General features: G+C 71.2%; 21 protein-coding genes. 11 read left to right on the forward strand and 10 right to left on the reverse strand.

Going from position 1 to position 24941, the window contains the following annotated elements; all coding sequences use genetic code 11:
• Position 1: 1 nt before the first annotated feature.
• Complete coding sequence (locus tag H4N58_RS17035; protein ID WP_167005913.1) at positions 2-361, reverse strand: NADH-quinone oxidoreductase subunit A; 360 nt, start codon at positions 359-361, stop codon at positions 2-4.
• A 252-nt stretch (positions 362-613) separates the two neighbouring features.
• Positions 614-1306, reverse strand: coding sequence for a demethylmenaquinone methyltransferase (locus tag H4N58_RS17040; protein ID WP_167005915.1), 693 nt, complete (start codon positions 1304-1306; stop codon positions 614-616).
• Positions 1307-1357: 51 nt separating this feature from the next.
• On the opposite strand from H4N58_RS17040, the gene H4N58_RS17045 reads away from it, so the two are divergent.
• A complete protein-coding gene (locus H4N58_RS17045; RefSeq protein ID WP_370465473.1) occupies positions 1358-2677 on the forward strand; it encodes an isochorismate synthase MenF in 1320 nt (439 codons plus the stop codon).
• Here H4N58_RS17045 and H4N58_RS17050 read toward each other — a convergent pair.
• Entirely contained in the window at positions 2674-6036 is a 3363-nt protein-coding gene (locus H4N58_RS17050; protein ID WP_167251568.1) for a DEAD/DEAH box helicase, read from the reverse strand. The genes H4N58_RS17045 and H4N58_RS17050 overlap by 4 nt on opposite strands.
• Before the next feature lie 177 nt (positions 6037-6213).
• On the opposite strand from H4N58_RS17050, the gene H4N58_RS17055 reads away from it, so the two are divergent.
• Both H4N58_RS17055 and H4N58_RS17060 read left to right on the forward strand, forming a co-directional pair.
• Positions 6214-7431 (forward strand): alanine--glyoxylate aminotransferase family protein, encoded by a 1218-nt coding sequence (locus H4N58_RS17055; RefSeq protein ID WP_243845148.1) that lies wholly within the window; start codon positions 6214-6216, stop codon positions 7429-7431.
• Positions 7428-8678 (forward strand): allantoate amidohydrolase, encoded by a 1251-nt coding sequence (locus tag H4N58_RS17060; RefSeq protein WP_167251566.1) that lies wholly within the window; start codon positions 7428-7430, stop codon positions 8676-8678. The genes H4N58_RS17055 and H4N58_RS17060 overlap by 4 nt, the downstream gene beginning before the upstream one ends.
• A 30-nt stretch (positions 8679-8708) precedes the next feature.
• Here the strand turns inward: H4N58_RS17060 and H4N58_RS17065 are convergent, their stop codons facing one another.
• Positions 8709-9050, reverse strand: coding sequence for a HepT-like ribonuclease domain-containing protein (locus H4N58_RS17065; RefSeq protein WP_167005924.1), 342 nt, complete (start codon positions 9048-9050; stop codon positions 8709-8711).
• On the reverse strand, positions 9047-9553 hold the full coding sequence (locus tag H4N58_RS17070; RefSeq protein ID WP_208322441.1) for a nucleotidyltransferase family protein: 507 nt from the start codon (positions 9551-9553) through the stop codon (positions 9047-9049). The genes H4N58_RS17065 and H4N58_RS17070 overlap by 4 nt, the downstream gene beginning before the upstream one ends.
• 83 nt (positions 9554-9636) lie before the next feature.
• On the opposite strand from H4N58_RS17070, the gene uraD reads away from it, so the two are divergent.
• The 4 genes from uraD to allB are packed head-to-tail and all read left to right on the forward strand — an operon-like array spanning position 9637 to position 12787.
• Entirely contained in the window at positions 9637-10170 is a 534-nt protein-coding gene (uraD, locus tag H4N58_RS17075; protein ID WP_167251564.1) for a 2-oxo-4-hydroxy-4-carboxy-5-ureidoimidazoline decarboxylase, read from the forward strand.
• Positions 10167-10502, forward strand: a complete 336-nt coding sequence (uraH, locus tag H4N58_RS17080; protein ID WP_167005930.1) for a hydroxyisourate hydrolase — start codon at positions 10167-10169, stop codon at positions 10500-10502. Before uraD ends, uraH begins: the two co-directional genes overlap by 4 nt.
• A gap of 1 nt (position 10503) precedes the next feature.
• Complete coding sequence (gene pucL / locus H4N58_RS17085) at positions 10504-11403, forward strand: factor-independent urate hydroxylase (RefSeq protein WP_167251562.1); 900 nt, start codon at positions 10504-10506, stop codon at positions 11401-11403.
• A 4-nt stretch (positions 11404-11407) separates the two neighbouring features.
• Positions 11408-12787 (forward strand): allantoinase AllB, encoded by a 1380-nt coding sequence (allB, locus tag H4N58_RS17090; protein ID WP_167005936.1) that lies wholly within the window; start codon positions 11408-11410, stop codon positions 12785-12787.
• On the opposite strand, the gene ggt is transcribed toward allB, so the two are convergent.
• Positions 12788-14611: a gamma-glutamyltransferase gene (ggt, locus tag H4N58_RS17095; protein ID WP_167005939.1), complete on the reverse strand. Its 1824-nt coding sequence runs from the start codon at positions 14609-14611 to the stop codon at positions 12788-12790.
• A gap of 61 nt (positions 14612-14672) precedes the next feature.
• Positions 14673-15443, reverse strand: a complete 771-nt coding sequence (locus H4N58_RS17100) for an SGNH/GDSL hydrolase family protein (RefSeq protein WP_167005942.1) — start codon at positions 15441-15443, stop codon at positions 14673-14675.
• Positions 15444-15526: 83 nt separating this feature from the next.
• Here H4N58_RS17100 and H4N58_RS17105 point away from each other — a divergent pair, with 83 nt between their 5' ends.
• The 3 genes from H4N58_RS17105 (at position 15527) to pta (ending at position 20919) form a co-directional block, all read left to right on the forward strand.
• Positions 15527-18160: an RNA helicase gene (locus tag H4N58_RS17105; protein WP_167251560.1), complete on the forward strand. Its 2634-nt coding sequence runs from the start codon at positions 15527-15529 to the stop codon at positions 18158-18160.
• A gap of 29 nt (positions 18161-18189) precedes the next feature.
• The gene (locus H4N58_RS17110) at positions 18190-18732 is read left to right on the forward strand and encodes a GNAT family N-acetyltransferase (protein WP_167005948.1); all 543 of its coding nucleotides are present in this window, start codon (positions 18190-18192) and stop codon (positions 18730-18732) included.
• Between the two features lie 105 nt (positions 18733-18837).
• Entirely contained in the window at positions 18838-20919 is a 2082-nt protein-coding gene (gene pta / locus H4N58_RS17115; RefSeq protein WP_167251558.1) for a phosphate acetyltransferase, read from the forward strand.
• A gap of 105 nt (positions 20920-21024) precedes the next feature.
• Here pta and H4N58_RS17120 read toward each other — a convergent pair whose 3' ends face one another.
• From H4N58_RS17120 to H4N58_RS17130, 3 genes are all read right to left on the reverse strand, one after another.
• Complete coding sequence (locus H4N58_RS17120) at positions 21025-22605, reverse strand: aldehyde dehydrogenase family protein (protein WP_243845147.1); 1581 nt, start codon at positions 22603-22605, stop codon at positions 21025-21027.
• Positions 22606-22914: 309 nt separating this feature from the next.
• Positions 22915-23184, reverse strand: coding sequence for a hypothetical protein (locus tag H4N58_RS17125; protein ID WP_167251556.1), 270 nt, complete (start codon positions 23182-23184; stop codon positions 22915-22917).
• A 288-nt stretch (positions 23185-23472) separates the two neighbouring features.
• Positions 23473-23916, reverse strand: a complete 444-nt coding sequence (locus H4N58_RS17130; protein ID WP_167251554.1) for a hypothetical protein — start codon at positions 23914-23916, stop codon at positions 23473-23475.
• Between the two features lie 159 nt (positions 23917-24075).
• On the opposite strand from H4N58_RS17130, the gene H4N58_RS17135 reads away from it, so the two are divergent.
• Complete coding sequence (locus H4N58_RS17135) at positions 24076-24891, forward strand: alpha/beta fold hydrolase (RefSeq protein ID WP_167251552.1); 816 nt, start codon at positions 24076-24078, stop codon at positions 24889-24891.
• The last annotated feature ends 50 nt before the right edge of the window (positions 24892-24941 follow it).

The following is a 24941-nucleotide window of genomic DNA, read 5'->3' on the forward strand; positions in this document are numbered from 1 at the left end:
GTCAGTCCCACTCCAGTCCGCCGCGGCGCCAGACGTAGACGTACGCGACGAAGACCGTCGCGATGAACAGCAGCATCTCGACGATGCCGAACCAGCCGAGAAGGTCGAACTCCACCGCGAAGGGGTAGAGGAAGATGATCTCCACGTCGAAGACGATGAAGAGCATCGCGGTGATGAAGTACTTCACCGGGACGCGTCCACCGCCCGCCGCCTGGGGCGACGGCTCGATGCCGCACTCGTACGAGTCGACCTTGGCGCGGTTGTAGCGCTTCGGCCCCGTGATCGGAGCGATCAGCACGGAGAAAACCGCGAATGCTCCCGAGATGGCGGCGAGCACCAGAATCGGGGTGTACTCGGTCACCGCATCCTCCCTTCGTGAAAACCTTCACGAGCCTGTCCACAGGCTCTCACGGTCGGTGAGATCCTGTGTTTCCCGTCACTATGCCACGGGCGCAGGACACTCACGACAGGGGGTGGTGAAGGTCGCAGGACTCCCCTGCGAACGCCGTCCGACCTGCGATTTCGCGCGGAATACATTGCGTAATTCAGCACGCGTACGGGGGCGCGGAAACACCCTCCGTACGACGTCGGAGGGTGGCATGCGGCGCGGAGGTCAGCCATTGGTCGCGGTGTGGAGCGCGACGATGCCGCCGGAGAGGTTCTCCCAGCGCACGGGCCCCCACCCGGACTCGGCGATGACCTTGGCGAGCCCGAGCTGGTCGGGCCACGACATGATCGACTCGGCGAGATAGACGTACGAGTCGGGGTTCGACGACACCGCACGGGCGGCCGGCGGGAGCGCGCGCATCAGGTACTCGAGGTAGACCTTGCGGAACGGCGCGAACGTCGGGTGGCTGAACTCGCAGACCACCAGACGCCCACCCGGCCTGGTCACGCGCAGCATCTCCTCGAGGGCCACCGCGGGCTCGTGGACGTTGCGCAGACCGAACGAGATCGTCACGGCGTCGAACGTCTCGTCGGCGAACGGCAGACGCATCCCGTCGCCCGCGGTGAACGGCAGGGCGGAGTGGTGACGCTTGCCCTCGCGGAGCATCCCGAGGCTGAAGTCGCACGGGACGACGTACGCCCCGTCGTCGGCGAACGGCACCGACGAGGTGCCGGTGCCTGCCGCGAGGTCGAGCACCTTCTCCCCCGTACGGGCGCCCACGAGCGCGCGGACGCGGCGGCGCCACGCCCGGTCCTGCCCCAGCGACAACACGTCGTTGGTCAGGTCGTAGCGACGTGCGACGGCGTCGAACATCGACGCGACCTCGTGGGGCTGCTTGTCCAGGCTCGCTCGGCTCACGTGCCCAACTGTGTCACGCACCGCGACGCTCGCGATGCCACGGGTCGTACCCTGGCAGACGTGACCGACACCGTCGTGCCCCTCCAGGGACCGCTCCGTCTCGTGGCGCAGACGGTCCCGCTCGCCCCCTCCACGCTGGACGGCGTCCCGCTCGTGAACCTGCTCCCCTCCGACGGCGCGCTGGCCTGGGTGCGCGACGGCGACGGGCTCGTCGCGTGGGGCGAGGCCGCCCGGGTCGAGACCACCGGGGCGCAGCGTTTCGCCGACGCGAGCGCGTGGTGGCGCGAGATCTCCGCCCACGCCGTCGTCCGCGACAAGGTCCAGGTCGCCGGGAGCGGCCTCGTGGCGTTCGGGTCCTTCGCCTTCGCCGACGCCTCGGGTGCCACCCGCGGGCGCGCGGACGGGAGCTCGGTCCTCGTGGTGCCGAGCGTCGTCGTCGGACGCCGTGGCGGCACGGCCTGGGTCACGACGATCCGCGAGTCCGCGCTGGCGACCGCTCCGCAGCTGCGGGCCACCGAGGATCCCGTCGCCCCCGAGGACGTCGCGTTCGCCGACGGCTCGACCTCGGGCGCGCAGTGGGAGTCGATCGTGTCCGAGGCCGTCCGCCGCATCGAGGCCGGCGACCTCGACAAGGTGGTCCTCGCACGCGACCTCGTGGCCGAGCTCGCCGCTCCCCTAGACGTCCGCGCTCCGCTGCGACGGCTCGCCGCGTCGTACCCGAACTGCTGGACGTTCCACGTCGACCGCCTCTTCGGCGCCACGCCGGAGATGCTCGTACGGCGCGAACGCGGCCTCGTCACCTCGCGGGTGCTGGCCGGCACGATCCGGCGCACCGGCGACGACTCCCGTGACCTCGCGCTCGCGGGCTCGCTGGCGCGCTCGAGCAAGGACCTCGAGGAGCACGAGTACGCGGTGCGCTCGGTCGCCGACGCCCTCGAGCCGTACTGCTCGTCGATGAACGTGCCCGAGGCACCGTTCGTCCTCCACCTCCCCAACGTCATGCACCTGGCGACCGACGTCGCGGGCGTCGTGGACGCCGAGCGCGAGACGGCGACCGCGCTCGACCTCGCGGCCGCCCTCCACCCGTCGGCGGCGGTCGGCGGCACCCCGCGCGCCGACGCGCTCGCGCTCATCGACGAGATCGAGAAGCTCGACCGCGGCCGCTACGCCGCACCGGTCGGATGGATCGATGCCGACGGTGACGGCGAGTGGGGCATCGCCCTGCGCTCGGCGGAGTACGACGGAGCACGGGTCCGGCTGTTCGCGGGGTGCGGGATCGTCGCCGACTCCGACCCGGAGGCCGAGCTCGCGGAGTCGCAGGCCAAGCTCGTCCCGGTCCGCGACGCCCTCGCAGGGACCGAGGACTCCTAGCCGAAGAGCCCGGCGAGGTCGTCGGCGGTCAGGCCCCCGAAGGACGCGCCACCGTCGAGGACGCTCGCGACGAGCTCGGCTTTGCGCGCCTTGAGCTCGACGACCTTCTCCTCGATCGTGCCGGTGGCGACGAGCCGGTAGACCATGACCGGCGACTCCTGCCCGATCCGGTGGGCGCGGTCGACGGCCTGCGCCTCGACCGCGGGGTTCCACCAGGGATCGAGGACGAAGACGTAGTCGGCCTCGGTGAGGGTGAGACCGACGCCTCCCGCCTTGAGGCTGATGAGGAACACCGGCTGGTCGCCGGCCTTGAACCCGTCGATGGCGGCAGCCCGGTCACGGGTGCTGCCGTCGAGGTAGGACGTCGTGAGGCCCTCACGCTCCAGCCGATCCTGGACACGCCTCAGGAACGACGTGAACTGGCTGAAGACCAGGGCCCGGTGCCCCTCGGCGGCAAGCTCGCGCACGTGCTCGACGAGCAGGTCGAGCTTGGCGGACCCGACGGAGTCGTACGCGGCGTCGACCAGGCCGGGGTCGAGGCTGAGCTGCCGCAGGCGGGTCAGGGCCGCGAAGATCGTGATCCGGTGACGCCGCAGTGCGACCTCGTCGTCGCCGGCCTCCTCGAGAAGCCCGAGGATGCGCTGACGCTCACGCTGCAGGTGGGTGTCGTAGATCTTGCGGTGGCGCGCCGACAGGGCGACCTCGAGAACCTGCTCCTGCTTGGGCGGGAGGTCGGACGCGACAAGGTCCTTGGTGCGGCGCAGGAGGACCGGACGGATCCGCCGCTGCAGCATCGCCAGCAGGTCGGCGTCGCCGCCCTTCTCGATCGGATGGGCGACGGTCTTGGCGAACTGCAGCGGGTAGGGGAAGAGCCCGGGCGCGGTCAGCGAGAGGAGCGACCACAGCTCCATCAGGTCGTTCTCGACCGGTGTGCCGGTGATCGCCAGCGAGAACGGCGCCTCGACCCGGCGTACGGCCTGATAGGTCTTGCCGCGGTGGTTCTTGACCGCCTGCGCCTCGTCGAGGATGCGGCCGGACCACGCGAGGCGGGTGTACGCGTCGGCCTCGAGCCGCAGCAGCGTGTAGGACGTGACGACGAGGTCGGCTCCGGCCGCCACGTCGCTCAGCGGCTGGGAGCGCCGCGCGGCGGACTCGGTGACCGTACGGACCTCGAGGTCGGGCGCGAACGTCGCGGCCTCGCTCGCCCACGTGCCGACGACGCTGGTCGGCGCGACCACCAGGAACGGCGGCGCGTCGGGCTCGCGCTCACGGGCGTGGGCGATCAGCGCGAGGGTCTGCAGCGTCTTGCCGAGGCCCATGTCGTCGGCGAGGATGCCGCCGAGGCCGTGCTCGGCGAGGAATGCGAGCCACGAGAAGCCCTCGCGCTGGTAGGGGCGCAGCGTCGCCTTGAGACCGACCGGCGGCGCGACGTCCGGGACGCCGTCCTGGCCGACGAGCGTGCGGGCGAGCGCGACCCAGCGTGCCGCCTCGACGTCGACGACGCCGAGCTCACCGAGCTCGTCCCAGAGGTCGAAGGCCTGCGTGGCGAGGCTCATGGTCGCGACGTCACGGGGTCGGTCGTCGAGGGCGCGGGCGTCGGCGAGCATCCGCGCGAGCGCGTCGAGCTCGGGATGGTCGACGCTCACGTAGAGGTAGGTGCCCTTGGGCTCGGTCTTGTGCAGCAGCACCTTGTCCTGGCCGGTCGCGATCGCCTCGATGATCGTCGCGAGCCCGACCTGGCGGCCGCCGATCGTGACCACGACCTCGAGGTCGAGCCAGTCCGTACGGCCGGAGGGCGCGGGCGCCGACGTGAACTGGATCTCGGGCTTGCCGACGACCTCGCGGAACTGCGGCTGGCCGTCGGTGTGGACCTCGAAGGCGGGGTGGTCGCGGAGACCGGGGAGGACGTCCTCGGCGAAGCGGACCGCGTCCATCTCGCGCAGGACGAGCTCGGGGTACGGACGGGGGCCCGCCGTGGTCGTACGGAGGAGCAGGACGGCGGCGTCGTCCTCGAGCGCGAGGCGGTCGAGGGAGATGCGCTCGAGGTCGGCGTCGCGCATGCCGTAAGGGGCGGGCTCCTCGTCGAGAGCGAACACGCGCACGGTCTGGCCCGTCGCGAGGGAGCGGTAGTGCCACGCCCACGACAGGCGCACCTCGTGGCCGTCCACCCAGGTCAGCGCGAGGACGAGGTGGGGAGCGGGTGGCTCGGGCACCTGGACGGAGTCGTCGCGCGAGGTCACCTCGACGAGCCTGCGGACGCGAGGGAGATAGGTGTGGAGGAGGTCGGCCATGCCCTCACGCGGCACGGCGACCGTGCGGCCAGTCAGGAACAGCTCACGCACCGCGGCCGTCGGCGCACGGTCGAGCGGGGCGAGCGTGACCACGGCGTCGTCGCCTTCGCCCTCCCACAGCGCGACTCCGTGCTCGGGCGACCCGAGCAGCGTCGCGTCCTCCGCGGGGACCCACGAGCCGCCGACCCCGGCACCGGCGAGGAGGACCGCTCCCCCACCACCGTCGGCACGGGCATCCATCGACAGCCGCGCCGGCTGCGACGCGACACGCAGCTCGGCGAACCCTGACGCGACGAGCGGCAACCCCACCTCGTGGGCCTCGCGCAGCAGCCGCCACAGGGAGGCGCCCAGCTTGGCGAGCGGGAGGTTGTCCTCGGACCCGAACCCGTACGACATCCGAGCTCGATGGGTGCCGTGGATGGCGCGGAGCACGTCGACGTGCTCGGGGACGTACCGGCCGTCGCGCGGGTCGGCGACGACGAGGTCGCGCCACTCGACGCCCTTCTTGATCCACTCGCCGCGTCGCCCGCGCGTGACCGGGCGCAGGTGCAGGGGCGAGCGCGCGGACGACGGGGCGCCGCGGCCGAACCGTCGCTCGTCGTGGCGGTGCGGGGCCACCTCGAAACGGAGCGCGAGCTCGCCGCTGGCACGGCGGCCGTCAGGCCCGGGCGAGGACGGGCCCTCGTCGACGTCGGCGACGAGCTCGTCAAGGATCCGCTCCCAGCTCGACCCCGGTGCTGCCGGGGCGGACGTCGGCGCGACCTCGCGTGCATGGGCCACCAGCACGGTCGCGACCGCGTGCTTGCAGAAGTGGCTGACCGGGCAGGAGCACGCCGTGTAGAGCTCGATCGGCGTGTCGTGGTCGCGCCGCGCGGAGACGACGGTCTGGTAGGTCGCGACGCCGCTGCCCGCCACGCTGCTCTGCAGGACGTAGCCGTCGCGGTTGCGGGCGACGTCGAGATCGATCACGTATCCCCCGCGGGCGTACGCCTTGCCGCGGTCGATGGTGCCCTCGTCCATGTGCCGACGCAGCAGTGCCAGGTCGGCGAGGTCGGCGAGGGTCAGCACCTGTCAAGACTAGGTCGCGCCCCTGACTACCGGGCCGGTCGTCCACAGGCGAGGCCCGGTGTGTCGACCCGGACACACACCCGTTCCGAAGGGCGAGTCGGCGCGGCGATGTCAGAGTTGACGGGAGGCGACGCACGCCGCGCCCGCCGTCGGCCCGATCCCGGACGAGGAGGAACCGTGCCCGCTGCACCGATCTCCCCGCCGCCGCGGCTGCTGATGGGCGCGGGACCGGTCAACGCCGACCCGCGGGTGCTGCGAGCGATGTCGGCGCAGCTCGTCGGCCAGTACGACCCGTGGATGCTCGCCACCATGGACGAGACGAGGGCGCTCTACCGCGAGGTCTTCCGTACGACGAATGCCGCGACGCTGCTCGTCGACGGCACCTCGCGGGCCGGGATCGAGGCGGCGCTGGTCTCGCTGCTGGAGCCTGGCGACCGGGTGCTGGTGCCGATCCTCGGGAGGTTCGGCCACCTCCTGCGCGAGATCGCCGAGCGGTGCGGCGCCGAGGTGCACGTGGTCGAGACGCCGTGGGGCACGGTGTTCGATGAGGAGGAGCTCGTCGACGCCGTACGCCGGATCCGTCCGAAGGTGCTGGCGACCGTCCAGGGAGACACGTCGACCTCGATGTGCCAGCCGCTGTCCTCGCTCGGGCCGACCTGCCGCGAGCTCGGCGTGCTGACGTACGTCGACGTGACCGCGTCGCTCGCGGGCAACGAGTTCGCGATGGACGGGTGGGAGCTCGACGTCGCGACCGCAGGCCTGCAGAAGTGCCTCGGCGGCCCGTCGGGGAGCGCCCCGATCACCCTGTCGGACGCCGCCGTCGCGGTCGTCGAGGGGCGGCGGCACGTGGAGGCGGGACTGCGCGAGGCCGGCGACGTGGACCGTGGGACGCGGATCGGCTCGAACTACCTCGACCTCGCGATGATCCTCGACTACTGGGGTCCGCGGCGGCTCAACCACCACACCGAGGCGACGACGATGCTGTACGGGGCGCGCGAGTGCGCCCGCCTGCTCGTCGAGGAAGGGATGCCCGAGGCCGTCGAGCGTCACCGGCTGCACGGCTCGGCGATGACGGCGGGCGTGCAGGCGCTCGGGCTCGCGGTCTTCGGGGACGAGCGGCACAAGATACACAACGTGGTCGCGGTCGAGATCCCCGACGGTGTCGACGGCGACGCGGGGCGGACGGCGATGCTCGAGGACTTCGGCATCGAGATCGGGACGTCGTTCGGACCGCTCCACGGCAAGGTCTGGCGGATCGGCACGATGGGCTGGAACGCCCGCCACGACGCCGTACTCACGACGCTGGCGGCACTCGAGCAGGTGCTGCGAGCTGCGGGCACCTCGCCGACGCCGGGATCGGGTGTGGCCGCGGCCAGAGAGGTGTACGCGACGTGAGGCCGTCCGAGACCGCGCTCGCCGACGCCCGTACGGCACTGGCACGCTGCGACGCTCTCGCCGCGCTGAGTGCCCGGTCGGGCCGGATCGACCGGTTCGCGCTGACGCGTTCGCATGCGGAAGCGAACGCCCTCGTCGCGTCGTGGATGGCGCAGACGGAGATGGCGACGTGGGTCGATGCCGTCGGCAACGTGTGCGGACGGTTGGAGGGGCTGACCTCCGACCTGCCCGCGCTCCTCCTCGGGTCACACCTCGACACGGTGCCCGACGCAGGCCGGTACGACGGGCCGCTCGGCGTCGCCATTGCGCTCGCGGTGGCCGTGCGGCTGCACGCACGCGTCGCCTCGCTGCCGTTCGCGCTGGAGGTCGTCGGCTTCTCCGACGAGGAAGGGACCCGCTTCGGCGCCGCGCTGACGGGGAGCCGCGGCCTCGCGGGGACCTGGGACGAGGCGTGGTGGGCGCAGGTCGATGCCGGTGGGGTGAGGCTGCGCGAGGCGTTCGTGGAGTTCGGGCTCGACCCGGCGCGCGTCGGTGAGGCCGCCCGGCCGCCGGAGTCGCTGGTCGGCTATCTGGAGTCGCACATCGAGCAGGGCCCGTCCCTGGAGGACGCCGACCGCCCGCTCGGCGTCGTCAGCGCGATCGCGGGCGCTCGGCGCTTCGCGCTGCGCGTGGTCGGCGAGGCGCGCCACGCCGGCGGCACCTCGTACGAGCGCCGCCGCGATGCCCTGGTTGGCGCGAGCCACGCCGTGATCGAGGTCGAGCGGATCGCCCGTACGGAGGGCGTGGTCGCCACCGTCGGTGCGCTGGAGGTGCACCCGGGCGCGGCGAATGTGGTCCCCGGGCACGTCGACCTCACGCTCGACCTGCGGGCCGAGCACGACGCCGACCGCGACCGGGCCTGGGACCTGATCGCGAGCGCCGTCGAGAAACGCTGCACCGAACGGGGACTGGTCTTCGAGGCGGTCGAGACGCATCGCGCCCAGGCAGTCGCGATGGATCCGGCACTGCGGGACGCCGTCGCGGCAGGCATCCGCGCGACGACCGGCGAAGAGTCGGTGACGGTGCTGTTCAGCGGCGCCGGGCACGACGCGATGGCGATGGCGGCGGTGACGCCGGTGGCGATGCAGCTCGTCCGCTGTCGCGACGGCATCTCGCACCACCCGGACGAGGCGGTGCGACTGGACGATGTGGCGCTCGCGATCGACGCGTTCGAGGCCGCCGTCCTGGCGGTGGCGGCGGAGTTCTGAGAAGCCGACTCTCCCTACAGGGGCTTCGCCCTATCCACCCCCGGCCGCAATCGTCACCTGCAGACGGCGGAGCCCCTGCTCGAAGTCGTCGAGGTTGTCACTGACCGTCTGGCGGACTGCGAGGTGGTCGACAAACCTGTAGTTGTGCGCGAGCGCATTGCGTGTCGCGCGAATACCGCGCCACCGCGCGCCGAACTCAGCAATCACGAGCTCCTCCGGCAACGCCATGACTTCTTCGATGCTGGCAGCGAGTCGCTGGCACACTGCATCGAAGATCAGGAGGTCGTCGATCGGGCCCCGTTCAAGGTGCTGACGCAGGATCGCGACATGCGAGAGCGCGTTCCGGATCCGCTCCGACGGCGCGCGAGTCACAGCGTTGCCGCCTCATTCAACGCGGTCGAGCGAATCTTCCCCTTCAGACCTCGAGTGGGGACCACATCAACAGGAACCCCGAGAATGTCTCCGACACGCACCGTCAGATCGCCGAGATCGAACAGTGTGAAGTCATCAGGGATGTCGACCAGGATGTCCACGTCGCTCTGCTCGTCGTCCTCGCCGCGTGCCACCGATCCGAAGACTCGTGCGTTGCTCGCACCCGCCTCCCGGACTGCACGGCGGATCGCCGTGCGGTGCTCGCGCACGAGCCGGCCGAGCCGCGTCGTTCCACGGAACTCCTCTCGTGCAAGCTTCGCCAGGCGTGAAACCTCTGGCTGTGAGCGCCCTAGCCGCTCGGCGATCTGCCGCTGTGAGGCGCCGGCCTCGACCGCGTCGTGCACGGCATCGATGAGCAGCGCGTGGGCCGTGTCCCGAAGCAGGTCAGCACGCGCGCCGGCCTCGATCAGCCGGGCGAACCGTTCCTCGAGCGATGACCTCACGAAACGACGATAGCACTTGCTATCACCGTCGAGCGAGTCCAACACGGGATGCGCCACGGCACGAGAGGGCCATGCTCGTGGGCATGGACCTCGTCGCTCTCAACGACGCTCCGCGCGACATCCTCGCCGCGTCGCTGACGTCCTGCGCCGACGTCCCCCGGTGGGTCGACGCGCTCGTCGACGATCGCCCGTACGAGTCGGTCGACGCGCTGCTCTCGTACGCCGACTCGCTTGCCGCCACGTGGACGGACGACGAGGTGACGCACGCGCTCGCCCAGCACCCGCGCATCGGAGAACGCTCCCGTCGTCCCGCGGCCGAGGCGGCGATGTCGGCGCACGAGCAGTCCGGGGTCCGGGCGGGCGGCGACGTCGCCGCTCGGCTGCGCGAGGCGAATGCGGCGTACGAGGAACAGTTCGACCGCGTGTTCCTCGTACGGGCGGCCGGCCGCGACGCCGACGAGGTCCTCGCGCTGCTCGAGGGGCGGCTCAGCAACGACGACGCCACCGAGCGCGAGGTCGTGAAGGGACAGCTCCGCGAGATCGCGCTGCTGCGCCTGCGCGACGCCGTGACAACGACGACCCTCACCACCGACGCCGCGCGGGAGGATGGCTCATGACCAGCCACGTCACCACCCACGTCCTCGACACCGCGCTCGGCCGCCCGGCCACGGGGGTCGCCGTGACGCTCAGCCTCGTCGACGAGCGCGTCGTCGAGATCATGGCCGTCGGGACCACCGACGACGACGGCCGCCTCACCGACCTCGGCCCGGAGCACCTCGCGGCGGGCACCTATCGCCTCACCTTCGATACCGGCGCCTACTTCGCCCGCGACGACCGTCCGGCGTACTTCCCCGTCGTCGAGGTGACGTTCGTCGTCGACTCCCCCGAGCACCACCACGTGCCGCTGCTGCTCAGCCCGTTCGCCTACTCCACCTACCGAGGGAGCTGAGATGGGCCCGCCTCCCCCGTACGCGCTCGGCGCCAACCGGTACGGCAAGGCCGAGGTCCGGGTGCTGCGCGTGGACCGCGCGACGCCGCGCCACGCGCTCGCCGACCTGTCGGTCACCAGCCAGCTGACCGGCGACTTCGAGGCGGCACACGTGGCGGGCGACAACGCGCACGTGGTGGCGACGGACACGCAGAAGAACACCGTGTATGCGTTGGCCCGCGACGGCATCGGGGCTCCCGAGGAGTTCCTGCTGCGCCTCGCGGACCACTTCACTGGGTCGTTCGCGTGGGTCACGGGCGGTCGGTGGACGGCCGAGCAGTACGCGTGGTCGCGGATCGCGGTGGGCGACACCGGGCACGACCACGCCTTCACGCGCGACGGCGGCGAGGTCCGTACGGCCGCCGTGGTCCGTGACGGCGACGCGACGACGGTCCTGGCGGGGTTGAAGGACCTCGTCGTGCTCGCGTCGACGGGGTCGGAGTTCGTCGGCTTCCCGCGCGACCGCTTCACGACGCTGCCCGAGGCGACCGACCGGATCCTCTCGACGTCGGTGACCGCGCGATGGCGGTACGGCGGAGCGGTCGCGTACGACGAGGCGTACGCCGCCGCGCGGACCGCGATGCTCGAGGCGTTCGCCGACACGCACTCCCTCTCCCTGCAGCAGACCGCGTACGCGATGGGGAGCGCGGTGCTCGACGCCGTGCCGGAAGCGGTGGAGATCCGCTTCTCGATGCCCAACAAGCACCACTTCCTCGTCGACCTGGCGCCCTTCGGCCTCGACAACCCCGGCGAGGTCTTCTCTGCGGCCGACCAGCCGTACGGGCTGATCGAGGCGAGCGTGCTGCGCGAGGGCGCCGAGCCTGCGGGTGCGGTGTGGGCCTCGGCCGCCGGGTTCTGCTGAGGCCATGGCCATCCATGTCGTCCGAGCGGAGCGGGCGCTCGTCGACGGGGTGCTGCAGCCCGCGCAGATCACCGTGCGGGACGGGGTGGTGGTGGGGGTCTCGACAGGCTCGACCGGCGATGGGGGTGGCTCGACCGACGGTGGGGGCGGGGGCGGCGCGTACCTCCTCCCCGGCGTCGTCGACACCCACGTCCACATCAACGAGCCCGGGCGCACGGCGTGGGAGGGCTTCGCGACCGCGACCGAGGCCGCCGCGCGGGGAGGCGTCACGACCCTCGTGGACATGCCGCTCAACAGCATCCCGCCGACGACGACCCCGGCGGCGCTCGCGCTCAAGCGGGAGTGCGCGGCCGGTCAGCTGCGGGTCGACACCGGCTTCTGGGGTGGCGCGGTGCCCGACAGCCTGGGGTCGCTGGAGGCGCTATGGGACGAGGGCGTGTACGGGTTCAAGTGCTTCCTGGTCGACTCCGGGGTCCCCGAGTTCGCGCCGCTCGACGGCGACCAGCTCCAGGCGGCGATGCGCGAGATCGGCGGCTTCGGCGGGCTGCTGCTCGTCCACGCAGAGGACCCGGGCGTGATCGCGTCGGCGTCGGCGCGGCCAAGCAGGGCGTACGCGGACTTCGTCGCCTCGCGACCTGACGGCGCCGAGGTCGCCGCGATCGCGAGTGTCGTCGACGCCGTACGCGAGACCGGCACGCGCACCCACCTCGTCCACCTGTCGTCGGCGCGTGCGCTCGACCTGATCGCGGAGGCGCGGGCCGAGGGCCTGCCGTTGACGGTCGAGACGTGCCCGCACTATCTCGTGCTGGACGCCGCATCCGTGCCGGACGGCGCCGCCGCGTACAAGTGCTGCCCGCCGATCCGCGACCGCGGCAACCAGGACGCGCTCTGGGACGCCCTCGTCGACGGGATCATCGACTGCATCGTCTCGGACCACTCCCCCACGACGCTCGCCGAGAAGGCCCGCGGCGACGGCGACCTCCAGCAGGCCTGGGGCGGGATCGCGGGGCTGCAGGTCGGGTTCGCGGCCGTCGCGGACGCGGCGTCGCGGCGCGGGATCGGCCTCGCGCAGGTCAGCGCGTGGATGTCGGCGGGCCCGGCGCGGATCGCCGGCATCAAGGGCAAGGGCGCGATCGCGGTCGGCAACGACGCGGACCTCGTCTGGTGGTCACCCGGCGGCTCGTACGAGGTCCGCGCCGATGCGCTCGCGCACAAGAACAAGCTGTCGGCATACGACGGGCTCACCCTGCGCGGCCGCGTCCTCCGTACGGACCTACGCGGCGAGCCGGTAGGCCCCGTCCCCGATTCGGGCAGTTTTCCACCGTTGCGCGACCGCGATGAGGTGGAGAAGCGCCCGAATCGGGGACGGCTCCTGCGGCGCTGACTACCGGCGCTGCGGGCGCACCACGAGCCCCGTGCCACCGCCGCGTCGTACGGGCTCGGCTGCTGCGGTCATCGCACCGCGCTTGCCGACCTCGATCGTCGCGGCCGCCCCGATCTGCGCGGCCGACGTGAACGCGTCGCCGGACGGGACGAGCCGCTGCCCGTACGGAGCGAGCGCCGCCCCGTACGCGTCGATGAACTCCGGCTCGGCTGGTGTCGTGGCCGCGTTGCGGCTCGACGCGCGCGGTGCCGCGACCGCCTCCGGCAACGTCATGCCGAGGTCGATGCGGTTCACGAGGATCTGCAGCACGGTCGTGATGATCGTGGCACCGCCGGGCGAGCCGAGGACGTACTTCACCTTGCCGTCGTCGAGCACGATCGTCGGCGCCATCGAGGAGCGCGGGCGCTTGCCGGGCTGGATGCGGTTGGGATCAGCCGCGTCGTACACCGCGGTGAAGTCGGTCAGCTCGTTGTTCAGCAGGAACCCGCGTCCCGGCACCGTGATGCCCGAGCCACCGGTCTGCTCGATGGTGAGCGTGTAGGCGACGGCGTTGCCCCACTTGTCGACGACCGAGAGGTGGGTCGTCGAGACGTTCTCGGTGTCGGGCTTCTCCGTACGGTCAGCCGTGCCGCAGCCGGTGCCGCTGAGCGCGCCGGGCGCCACGGGCCGGATCGCGGCCTTCGTCGGATCGATGACGCACGCGCGCGAGTCGGCGAACCGCTGGCTGAGCAGCGTCTTCGTCGGCACGTCCACGAAAGCCGGGTCGCCGACGTACGCGTTGCGGTCGGCGAACGCGTGGGCGCTGGCCTCGAGGAACAGGTGCAGGCTCTGTGCCGTGTCCGCGCCGCCGCCCAGGCGATAGTTCTCGAGGATGTTCAGCGCCTCGCCGACCGTCGTCCCGCCCGAGCTCGACGGCGCCATCGAATAGACGTCATGCCCGCGATAGCTCACCTTGCTCGGCGCCTGGTGACGGACGCGGTACGCGGCGAGGTCCTCGGTCGTCATCGAGCCCGCCGGTGCGGGCAGCGCGGAGGCCGGGTCCTTCGGCGGCGCCTGGACGGTCTTGGCGATCTCCTCGGCGAGCGCGCCGCCGTAGAAGGCCTTCGGCCCGCGCTTCGCGATCGCGGCGTACGTGCGGGCGAGGTCGGGGTTGCGGAACGTCGTGCCGACCTGCGGGGCGTCGCCACCGGGCAGGAACAGAGCGGCGGTGTCCGGGAAAGCAGCGAACCGCGCCTTGTTGTCGAGCGTCTGGCTGCGGAACGTCTGGTCGACCGGGAAGCCCTTTGCCGCGACCTCCGTCGCCGGTGCGAGGGCTCGGGCGAGGCTGCGGGTGCCGAAGCGCGCCAGCGCCGCGTCCCACGTCGCGACCGTGCCCGGCACGCCGACCGCGACGCCGGACGAGACGAGCTCCGGGGTGAACCGGTACGGCTGCCCGGTCGCGGGGTCGAGGAACGCATCTTCGGGCGAGATGCCGGCCGGCGCGGTCTCGCGTCCGTCGATCGTGGAGACCTTGCGCTTCTTCGCGTCGTAGAAGACGAAGTAGCCGCCGCCCCCGATCCCCGCGCTGTACGGCTCGGTGACGCCGAGCGTGGCCGCCATCGCGACCGCGGCGTCCGCGGCGTTGCCCCCACGGGCCAGCACGTCACGTCCGACCCGGCTCGCGGTGGCGTCGACCGACGAGACCGCGCCGCCCGTGCCGTACGAGGTGGGGGTCGGTACGGGGGGCGGTGGCTCCGGAGCGGGCCGGTGGGCCTGGGCGGGAGGCGTCCCGACGAGCGCGACGAGGGTGAGTGCGGCGGCGACGGTGAGGATGCGGGGGCTCATCATCCGACCGTGGCAGGGGTCACGGAGGCCCGCAACCCCTCAGCGCGGTGCCTCGCGGCGGTCAGATCCGCTCGAGCGTGGGGCGCTTCGGCTTGACCGTGTCGCCCGAGGACGTCCCGTTGATCCGCCGCTGGACCCACGGCACCGCGAACTCCTTGGCCCACTGGAGGTCGGCGTCGCGCCGCTGCTTCTTGGTGGGCGGCGCCGCCTTCGGCAGACGGGGCTTTTTGAGCTCGTGGCTGACCCCGAGCGTGTCGAGCACGTGGAACGCCATCTGCTTGTGGCCGTAGCTCGACAGGTGGAGACGGTCGGTGTCCCAGTAGCGGTCGTCGCGGTACTCGCGGAACCGCCAGAAGTCCACCAGCGTCGCGCCGTGCCTGTCGGCGATCTCGCGGACGATCTCGTTGTAGATCGCGACGCGGCCCCGAAGCTTGCCGAACACCGGCGCGTAGCCCAGGTCGTACCCGGTGAACATCACCACGCGCCCCCCGCAGACGGCGAGCCGCCCGATGGCCGCGTCGTACAGCTCACCGAGGAGGTCGAGGTCGACCTTCGGGCGCAGGATGTCGTTGCCGCCGGCATAGATCGTCACGAGGTCCGGCGACAGCTTGAGCGCCGCCTCGAGCTGCTCGGCGATCACGGGCTTGAGCAGGCGACCTCGTACGGCGAGGTTGGCGTACCCGAAGTCGTCGGACTTGGTCGCCAGCACCTCGGCCACCCGGTCGGCCCAACCACGCAGCCCGTTGGGGCGGCGCTTGTCGGGGTCCCCGACTCCTTCGGTGAACGAGTCGCCGAGCGCGACGTAGCGGTGGTACACGGGTTCGCTGACCATGTGCTCGATTCTCGCACCGGCCCGCCCGCGGACCGTGGAGGTGGCGTTCGACGGTGGTTTCCGGATGCGATGATGGTCATATCATGCGCCTCGTCGACCACCTCCCCGCCGCCGAGGAGTCCGACGACGCCGACGTCGTCTTCGACGCGTTCAGCACGTGGGCCGAGGGTGAGGGCCTGACCCTCTACCCCGCCCAGGAGGACGCGCTCATCGAGATCGTGTCCGGCTCGAACGTCATCCTCGCGACGCCCACCGGGTCCGGCAAGAGCCTCGTCGCCGCCGGCGCGCAGTTTGCCGCGATGGCGAAGGGCAAGCGCAGCTTCTACACCGCCCCGATCAAGGCGCTGGTGTCGGAGAAGTTCTTCGCGCTGGTCGAGATGTTCGGCGCCGACAACGTCGGGATGATGACCGGCGACGCCTCGGTCAACGCCGACGCGCCGATCATCGCGGCGACCGCAGAGATCCTGGCCAACAAGGCGCTGCGCGAGGGCGCGGCGGCCGAGGTCGGGCTCGTCGTGATGGACGAGTTCCACTTCTACTCCGAGCCGGACCGTGGCTGGGCGTGGGAGGTCCCGCTGCTCGAGCTGCCCCATGCGCAGTTCCTCCTGATGTCGGCCACGCTGGGAGACACCGCCCGCTTCGAAGAGGACCTCACCCGCCGTACGGGCCGAGAGACGACCCTCGTCGCCGGCACCGAGCGGCCGGTCCCGCTCGTCCACGAGTACGTCACCTCCCCCGTGCATGAGACGGTCGAGGAGCTGCTCGCGACCGGGCAGTCGCCGATCTACATCGTGCACTTCACGCAGGCCTCGGCCATCGAGCGCGCACAGGCGCTGTCGAGCATCAATGTGACGACCCGTGCGGAGAAGGACACGATCGCCGCCGCGCTCGGTGACTTCCGGTTCCAGACGGGGTTCGGCAAGACGTTGTCGCGACTGGTCCGGATGGGCATCGGCGTGCACCACGCAGGGATGCTTCCGCGCTACCGGCGCCTCGTCGAGCGGCTCACCCAGAAGGGCCTGCTCAAGGTCGTCTGCGGCACGGACACGCTCGGCGTCGGCATCAACGTGCCGATCCGTACGGTCTTGTTCTCGGGGCTGTCGAAGTACGACGGCATCCGCCAGCGGCACCTGCACGTGCGCGAGTTCCAGCAGATCGCGGGGCGGGCCGGCCGCGCCGGGTACGACACGATCGGCCGTGTCGTCGTCCAGGCACCCGAGCACGAGGTCGAGAACGCCAAGATGGTCCGCAAGGCAGGCGACGACGTCAAGAAGCTGCGTCGGATCCAGCGCAAGAAGCCGCCCGAGGGCTTCGTCAACTGGTCCGACCGGACGTTCGACAAGCTCTCCACCGGCCAGCCGGAGCCGCTCGCGTCGCGGATGCGGATGACGCACGCGATGGTGCTGAACCTCGTCGCGCGTCCCGGCGACGCCCGCGCCGCCGTGAAGTCGCTGGTCATGGACAGCCACGCGAGCGAGGCAGACCAGGAGCGGATGCTCGCCGAGGCGGAGTCGATCTTCGAGACGCTGATCGAGGGCGGTGTCGTTGAGGAGCTGGCCGAGCCCGACGCCGAGGGCCGCACCGTACGGCTGACGGTCGACCTACAGGCGGACTTCGCGCTCAACCAGCCGCTCGCCCCGTTCGCCGTCGCCGCGCTCGAGATCCTCGACCCCGAGTCACCGACGTACGCGCTCGAGGTCGTCTCGGTCTTCGAGGCGATCCTGGAGGACCCGCGCCCGATCATCAGCGCCCAGCGCAACCGTGCCAAGGGCGAGGCCGTGGCCGAGATGAAGGCCGAGGGGCTGGAGTACGAGGAGCGCATGGAGCTCCTCGAGGAGGTCGAGCACCCCCAGCCGCTGCGCGACGAGTTGGAAGTCGCGTACGAGGCCTACCGCACCGGACACCCCTGGGTCTCCGACTACGAGCTCAAGCCGAAGTCCGTCGCCCGCGAGATGTGGGAGCGGTCGATGACGTTCGCCGAGTACGTGAGCATGTACCAGCTCGCGCGCTCCGAGGGGCTCGTGCTGCGCTACCTGTCGGACATCTACCGGACGCTGCGCCACACGGTCCCCGACAGCTATGTGACCGACGAGATCGACGACATCACGTACTGGCTCGGCGAGGTCGTCCGCCAGACCGACTCGAGCCTCCTCGACGAGTGGGAGGCGCTCGCGTCGGGCGAGGGCGGCTCGGTCGACGTGGTGATCGCCCAGCACGAAGCCCTCGACGCCGGCCCGCCTCCGGTCACGGCCAACGAGCGGGCGTTCCGGGTGCTGGTCCGCAACGCACTGTTCCGCCGGGTCGAGCTGATGGCGCTGCGTCGCTGGATCGACCTCGGCGCGATGGACGGTGCCGCCGGGTGGAACGCCGACGTGTGGCAGGAGGCGATCCAGGACTACTTCGCCGAGTACGACACGCTCGGCACCGGCCCCGACGCGCGCGGCCCCGCGATGCTCGTCGTCGACACCGACCCCTCGCTGGTCGACACCGACCCCTCGCCGGTCGACACCGACCCCTCGCCGGTCGACACCGACCCCTCGCTGGTCGAGCCTGTCGAGACCCCCCGCGTCTGGCACGTGCGCCAGATCCTCGACGACCCCGAGGGCGACCGCGACTGGGCCATCTTCGCCACAGTGCACCTCGACGCGTCCGACGAAGCGGGCGAGGCAGTCGTGCAGATCACGGATGTGGGCCCCCAGACGGACACAGGCGTCTGACGCCGGACGGCACCTCGTACCGTGTCTCCGTGGCTCTCTTCTTCGTCGCCGATCCGACCGTCACGCGACCGGTACGGGCGGGTCTGCTCAAGACCTGGACCGACGCCTCGAACGCCGGTGGTGCGATCGGGTTCGTCCCGCCGGTCTCCCCGCTCGACGTCGAGCCGATCCTCGACGAGCAGCTGGCGGCGGTCGCCGACGGCCGCATCCGGATGGTTGTCGGCCTCGACGGCGACCAGGTGCGGGCCGCCGGGTTCCTGGAGTCGAACTCCCACCGCCTGATGCAGCACTGGGTCTGGGCGACGACCATCATGGTCCACCCCACGGCCCAGGGGCGCGGCGCCGGTTTCGCGCTGATGCTCGCGCTCGGCTCGCTGGCGCGCAGCATGCCCGGCATCGAGGCCGTACGCCTCAGCTGCCGTGGCGGGCTCGGGCTCGAGCACTTCTACGCGCGCTGCGGCTACAAGGAGGTCGGCCGCGTTCCGGGGGCGATCCGCGTCGGCCATGGTGACGACCGAGACGACATCACGATGCTGCTCACGCTCGAATCCCGCTCCCACCCGGAGCGGTGAATCAGGTCCCACGCGCGTCGCCGCGGTGGGACCTGGCTCACCTCCGCAGGGGTGGTCGCGGGACCGGACGGGCACGCCGCACCGCACCGCCCTAGGCTCGGGCGGGTGGGAAGCAGCGTCTACATCGCGTCCGTCGAGGGGTTCACCGGCAAGTCCACCGTGGCGCTCGGCGTCGTCGAACAGCTGTCACGGCGGGTACGCCGCGTGGGTGTCTTCCGTCCGATCGTGCGCGGAGACGTCGCGGCCACAGGCGGCAGGGACTACGTCCTCGACATGCTGGTGGCGCACGACGCGGTGACGACCTCGTACGAGGAGGCCGTCGGCACGACGTACGAGGAGATCCACGCCGATCCCGTCGCGGCGATGGAGCAGATCATCGACCGCCACGCGGCGGTCGCCGCGGCGTGCGACGTGGTCGTGGTGGTCGGCACGGACTACACGGACGTGGCCGCGCCCACCGAGTTCGCGTACAACGCACGGGTCGCGGCCAACCTCGCGTCGCCGGTGCTGCTCGTGCTCAACGGCGCCGACCGTACGCGCGCCGAGGTCGCGGGCATCTCCGACGTCGCAGTGGCCGAGCTTGAGGCGAACCACGCCGAGCTCTTCGCCGTCGTCATCAACCGCGTGACCGACCCCGAGGTCGCCGCCGACCCGGCGACGCTCGTCGATCGCGACGTGCTCGTGTACTCCGTTCCGGACGAGCCCGTGCTGTCCGCACCGACGGTCGCCGACCTCATGGCCGCGTGCGACGGCACGCTCGTACGGGGCGACGAGCGGCTGCTCGGACGCGAGGCCAGCGGCTTCGTCGTGGCCGCGATGACCCTGCCGAACGTGCTCGACCGGCTCTTCGAGAGCGCCGTCGTGATCGTGCCGGGAGACCGCCCCGAGATCGTGCTCGGCGTGCTGTCGGCGCATGCGTCGACCGAGTTCCCCCAGATCGCCGGCGTCGTGCTCAACGGCGGCATCGCGCTGCCTGAGCAGGTCGAGCGGCTCCTGCGCGGAGTCGGCTCCACGATGCCGATCGTCGCCACCGACCTCGGCACGCACGCGACGTCTCAGGCACTGACGGGGCGGCGCGGGCTGCTGACCCGGGAGTCGCCGCGCAAGATCGCGACCGCGCTCGCGGTGTTCGCCGAGCACGTCGACGGCGACGCGCTCCTCGACCGGCTGGAGGTGTCCCGGACGACGGTCGTCACGCCCCTGATGTTCGAGCACACAATCCTGGACCGGGCGACCGCAGACCGGCGCCACATCGTGCTGCCTGAGGGCGAGGACGAGCGCATCTTGCGGGCCGCGGACATCCTGCTGCGTCGCGGCGTCGCTGAGCTGACGCTGCTCGGTGACCCGATCGCGGTGACCGGACGCGCCGCGAGCCTCGGTGTCGACCTGTCCGCCGCCCGGATCGTGGACCCGCGGACGTCGGACGACCGCGAGCACTTCGCGCAGGAGTACTACCGACGCCGCAAGCACCGCGGCGTCGACCTCGAGGACGCGCGGACGACGGTCACCGACGTGTCGTACTTCGGCACGATGATGGTCGAGCTCGGGTACGCCGACGGCATGGTGTCGGGGGCGGTCCACACCACCGCGCACACGATCCGCCCCGCGCTCGAGGTCGTGAAGACGGTGCCGGGAGTCTCGACGGTGTCGTCGGTGTTCTTCATGTGCCTCGAGAACCAGGTGCTGGTCTATGGCGACTGCGCCGTCGTCGTCGACCCCGACGCGACCCAGCTCGCCGACATCGCGATCTCGTCGGCGCATACGGCGTCGGCGTTCGGCATCGAGCCGCGGGTCGCGATGCTGTCGTACTCAACCGGCAGCTCCGGCAGCGGCGCCGACGTCGAGAAGGTCCTCAACGCGACCGGTCTCGCCCAGGAGCGGGCGCCCGAGCTGATGATCGAAGGGCCGATCCAGTACGACGCCGCGATCGACCTCGCCGTCGCGCGCACGAAACTGCCCGAGTCGGAGGTCGCGGGGCGCGCGACGGTGTTCGTGTTCCCTGATCTGAACACGGGCAACAACACCTACAAGGCGGTCCAGCGCTCGGCCCGTGCGGTCGCGGTCGGGCCGGTGCTGCAGGGCCTGCGCAAGCCGGTCAACGACCTCTCGCGCGGCGCCACGGTGCGCGACATCGTCAACACCGTGGCGATCACCGCGATCCAGGCCCAGCAGCTGCCCACCGGCTGACCGCGCCCTCCCACTTTCCGTTGGGCCCCACGCAAAGTCGCCGCCCCACCGGAATGTTGCGGTGGGGCCCGCACTCTCCGTGGGCCCCAACGGAAAGTGCGGCGCTCAGTCCTTGAGCTGCTTGCCGCCGTGCAGCATGGTCAGCAGGCTCGTGAGCTTCTTGTCCTGCGCCGCGGTGCGCTTGAAGGTCGTGAGCACCATCGCCGGCTTGAACCGCGGCACGGTCACCGCATGCGAGTACGTGAACTCCTTGAGCCCGTCCTCGCCGTGGATGCGCCCGAAGCCCGACTCGCCGACCCCGCCGAACGGCAGCGACGGCACACCCGCGAACGACGTGACCGAGTTGACCGAGGTCATCCCCGAGCGGATGCGGTGCGCGATCTCGGCGGCACGCTTCTTGCCGAAGACGGCGCCGCCCAGACCGTACGAGGTGGCGTTGGTACGGCGGATCGCGTCCTCCATCGACGGGACGCTGTTGACGACGAGCGTCGGGCCGAAGGTCTCCTCGGTCACGGCGACCGAGTCCTCGGGGACGTCGACGAGCACGGTCGGCTGCACGTACCGCTCCCCCACCGCGTCCGCGCCGCCGACCACGGCCCGGCCGCCGCGCGCGAGCGCGTCGTCGATGTGGCGCTTGATGATCGGGAGCTGGGCGGGCATCGTGATCGGGCCGAACTTCGCCTCGGGGTCACTGCCTGCCCGTACGGTTGACGCCTGGGCGGTCAGCTCGGCCACGAAGGCGTCGAACACCTTCTGGTGGACGTAAACACGCTCCATGCCGATGCAGGTCTGACCCGCGTTGGACATGCCGGCCCACAGTGCGGCATCGGCGGCCTCAGCGAGGTCGGCGTCCTCGTCCACGATCATCGCGTCCTTGCCGCCGGCCTCGATGACCACAGGCGTGAGATTCTTGGCCGCGGCCTCCATGACCTTGCGCCCTGTGCCCGGCGATCCGGTGAAGGCCACCTTGTCGACCTTCGACGACGCGAGCGCGGCACCGGTCTCACCGAGGCCGGTGACGAGCTGGAGCACCGGGTGGTCGCCCGCGACCTCCGCGAAGGAGTCGACGAGCCATTGGCCGACGCCCGGCGTGTACTCGCTGGGCTTGAAGACGACCGCGTTGCCCGCCGCCAACGCGTACACGATGGAGCCCATCGGTGTGAAGACCGGGTAGTTCCAAGGGCCGATGACCCCAACGACGCCGAGCGGCTTGTACTCGATGGTCGCCTTCTGGTTCACCATGAGCAGGCCGGGGTTGACCGTACGGCGGCCCAGCAGCTTCTTGGCGTGACCCGCAGCCCACCCCAGGTGGTCGATCGCGAGGGCGATCTCGAGGACGGCGTCGCTGTGCGGCTTGCCCGTCTCGGCGTGGACGACGTCGGCGAGCTGGTGGATGCGGCGAGTGATCACGCCCTTCCAGCGGTTGAGGATCTCCTTGCGGTCGGCGAACTCGAGCGAGCCCCACCACTGCGCCGCAGGACGGGCCCGCTCGACCACCGCGTCGACCTCCTCGCGCGACATCGCCGGGTAGGTGCCGACGACGTCACCGGTGATCGGGCTGAGCGAGTCGAAGGTCGGCGTCGACGCCGCGACCTGTTCGTCCGTCGCCTCCTCCGCGCTCTTGCGGGCTCGGGTGCGCTTCGGCGTCGGGCTGGTGGTCGCCATCAGGTCCTCCGGGTGTGACATACGGCACAGGCTTGTTGACCCGAAGCGTACTGCGCGGCAGCCCCTGGACAACAGGGCAGGAAGTGAATGGCGAATCACATCGCCACGATGCCGGTGGCTCCGCATCGCCTCAACGACCGCTCCCGAGGCGATGCCGCTCCTGAAAGTACGTTCTGACGAGTGCTCCCACGAGGAAGGCGGCAATGAAGCTGCCCATCCAAAGAGCCTCGTCGAGCGAAGCGGGGAACCCGAACGCGGCCCACAGAAGCAGATTTGCGCCGAGGGCGCCGACCACGCAGCACACACCCGTCAACAACAGTCGCCCGATGCTCATTCATGCTCCTCTCGGAGCAGCGGCGACCGCATCGCCATGGCGGCTCCGATGAGAGCCGGCACCACGAACACGATCGCGCTGACAGCTCCGCAGCGGGCGTACGTCGACACGCCCGTCACCGCCCATCCGACGAAGCACACGGGCGCCGTCAGGAGGAAGGGGAGCAGACCGATCAGGCAGGAACGACGGTCGGCGACGGTGTCGACCCGCCCGCCGGTCCTTCGCCGATGCCGATGCCGAGACTGAAGCGCGATCGAGAGCAGCACGAGCAGAGGCAGCGCAGCGAGCAGAGGCGCCGGGCCGGCGAGAAAAGCGATGGAGGTGAGGCACAAGAAGCGCCACGCCCAAAGCCAGGTGCAAGGCCCTCCAACGCGTCGCGGTCAAAGGAGTATCACCGTCTCATCTTCTTCGCCCGATCCGGTTCGTCGCCAGGGACGCCTGGGAGAAATCACCGTATCCACACGTGGCCCCGAACACGAGCCAAAGAAGCACGTTCACACATACGGCACCGCCGATGTCGCAGCCCGTCACCACAACAAGTTGCCGAATACTCGTCACGTCTCCTCCCCGCGCTTCCCGGCCACGAAGTCAGGCGATGGCGGATCATCGCGGCCGCGCCAGCAGACCAAAACGTCCGCGCCAAGCGTCCGCAGACTCTCAGCGAGGGCCGCGGCGGTGCCCTCGGAGACGCGGATCGCCACCGCAACCTCCGTGGGCCCCTTGCGCTCGAGAACCCTCGGATGGAGTTCGCAGCCGAGGCGCCGCGCCGCCTGCACGACCTCCTCTGGTCGCTCACCCCAGCCGTGCACGTACACGGTGACGGGACCCGCACGCTGCGCCCCAACAAGGCCACTCAGGACCCGTTCTCCTGCGCGGGAGATCCAAACCACGGCCAGCACGAAGAAGAAGATCCAGACATCACCCGGCAGGTGCTCGCGGACGAGCCAGATCACGGCCGCCCACGCGATCGCCACGACGAGCGATCTGTTGCGACTCATCGCCAACTCCGTCCACAGGGGCCACTGGCCGCGAAACGTCTGGTCGTATCGAGCCACACGACGCGTTCCTGCCGACAGGGGCGCCGGCATTCGTCATCGATTCGTGACGCGCGTCCGGCGCCCGCGATGAGTTCGGCGGGCACCGCAGGTCGTACGGGCATGAGCGCCCCTCCGACGACGCGCACCCGCGTCATGTCCGCCGACGGGACTGCGATCGGGGTCACCCGGCGCGGAAGCGGGCCTCCCGTGGTGCTGGTCGACGGCGCCCTCACATCAAGCCGCACTGATCCTGGCCGGCCGCTCGCCGCCGCGCTCGCGACACGGTTCACCGTGTACGACTACGACCGCCGCGGACGCGGGACCAGCGGCGACACTCCCCCGTACACACCGGCCCGCGAGGTCGACGACCTGACGGCCGTGATCGCCCACGCGGGCCCGGGCGCCTGCCTCTTCGGGATGTCGTCCGGTGCCGCGCTCGCGCTGGAAGCGGTCGCCGCAGGCCTCCCCGTACGACGCCTGGCCGTCTACGAGCCCCCGTACACCGGCGAGGTCACCGGCCCTGCCGACGTCCGCCGCATGCGCAACGAGCTCGAGGCGATCCTGGCCGACGACGCGCGCGGGTCCGCGCGGTACGGCGACGCGGTCGCGCGGCTGATGGCGACGACCGGCATGCCTCAGGAGATGGTGACGCTTGTCCGGCACACCCCCGTGTGGCGGGAGTACGAGGCGCTGGCGCCGACCCTCGCGTACGACCTCGCGCTGCTCGACGACGGGATCGTGCCACGCCGCCGGTTCGAGCACGTCGACGTCCCGACGCTCGTCCTCGACGGCGCCGCGAGCCCGGAGCTGCTGCGCCGTCCGTCACGGATCGTGGCGTGCCTCGTGAGCGCCGCCGCGTACCAGTCGCTCCCGGACCAGACCCACGACGTCGATCCGACGGTCCTCGCGCCCATCCTCGCGGACTTCTTCGCCTGACCCCGCACGCGTTGGTGACTCCGTGGTCACCGCGCCGGCGCGGGTGACCA

Origin of the sequence: Mumia sp. ZJ1417 (genome assembly GCF_014127285.1) — a bacterium.
Classification (GTDB): Bacteria; Actinomycetota; Actinomycetes; order Propionibacteriales; family Nocardioidaceae; genus Mumia.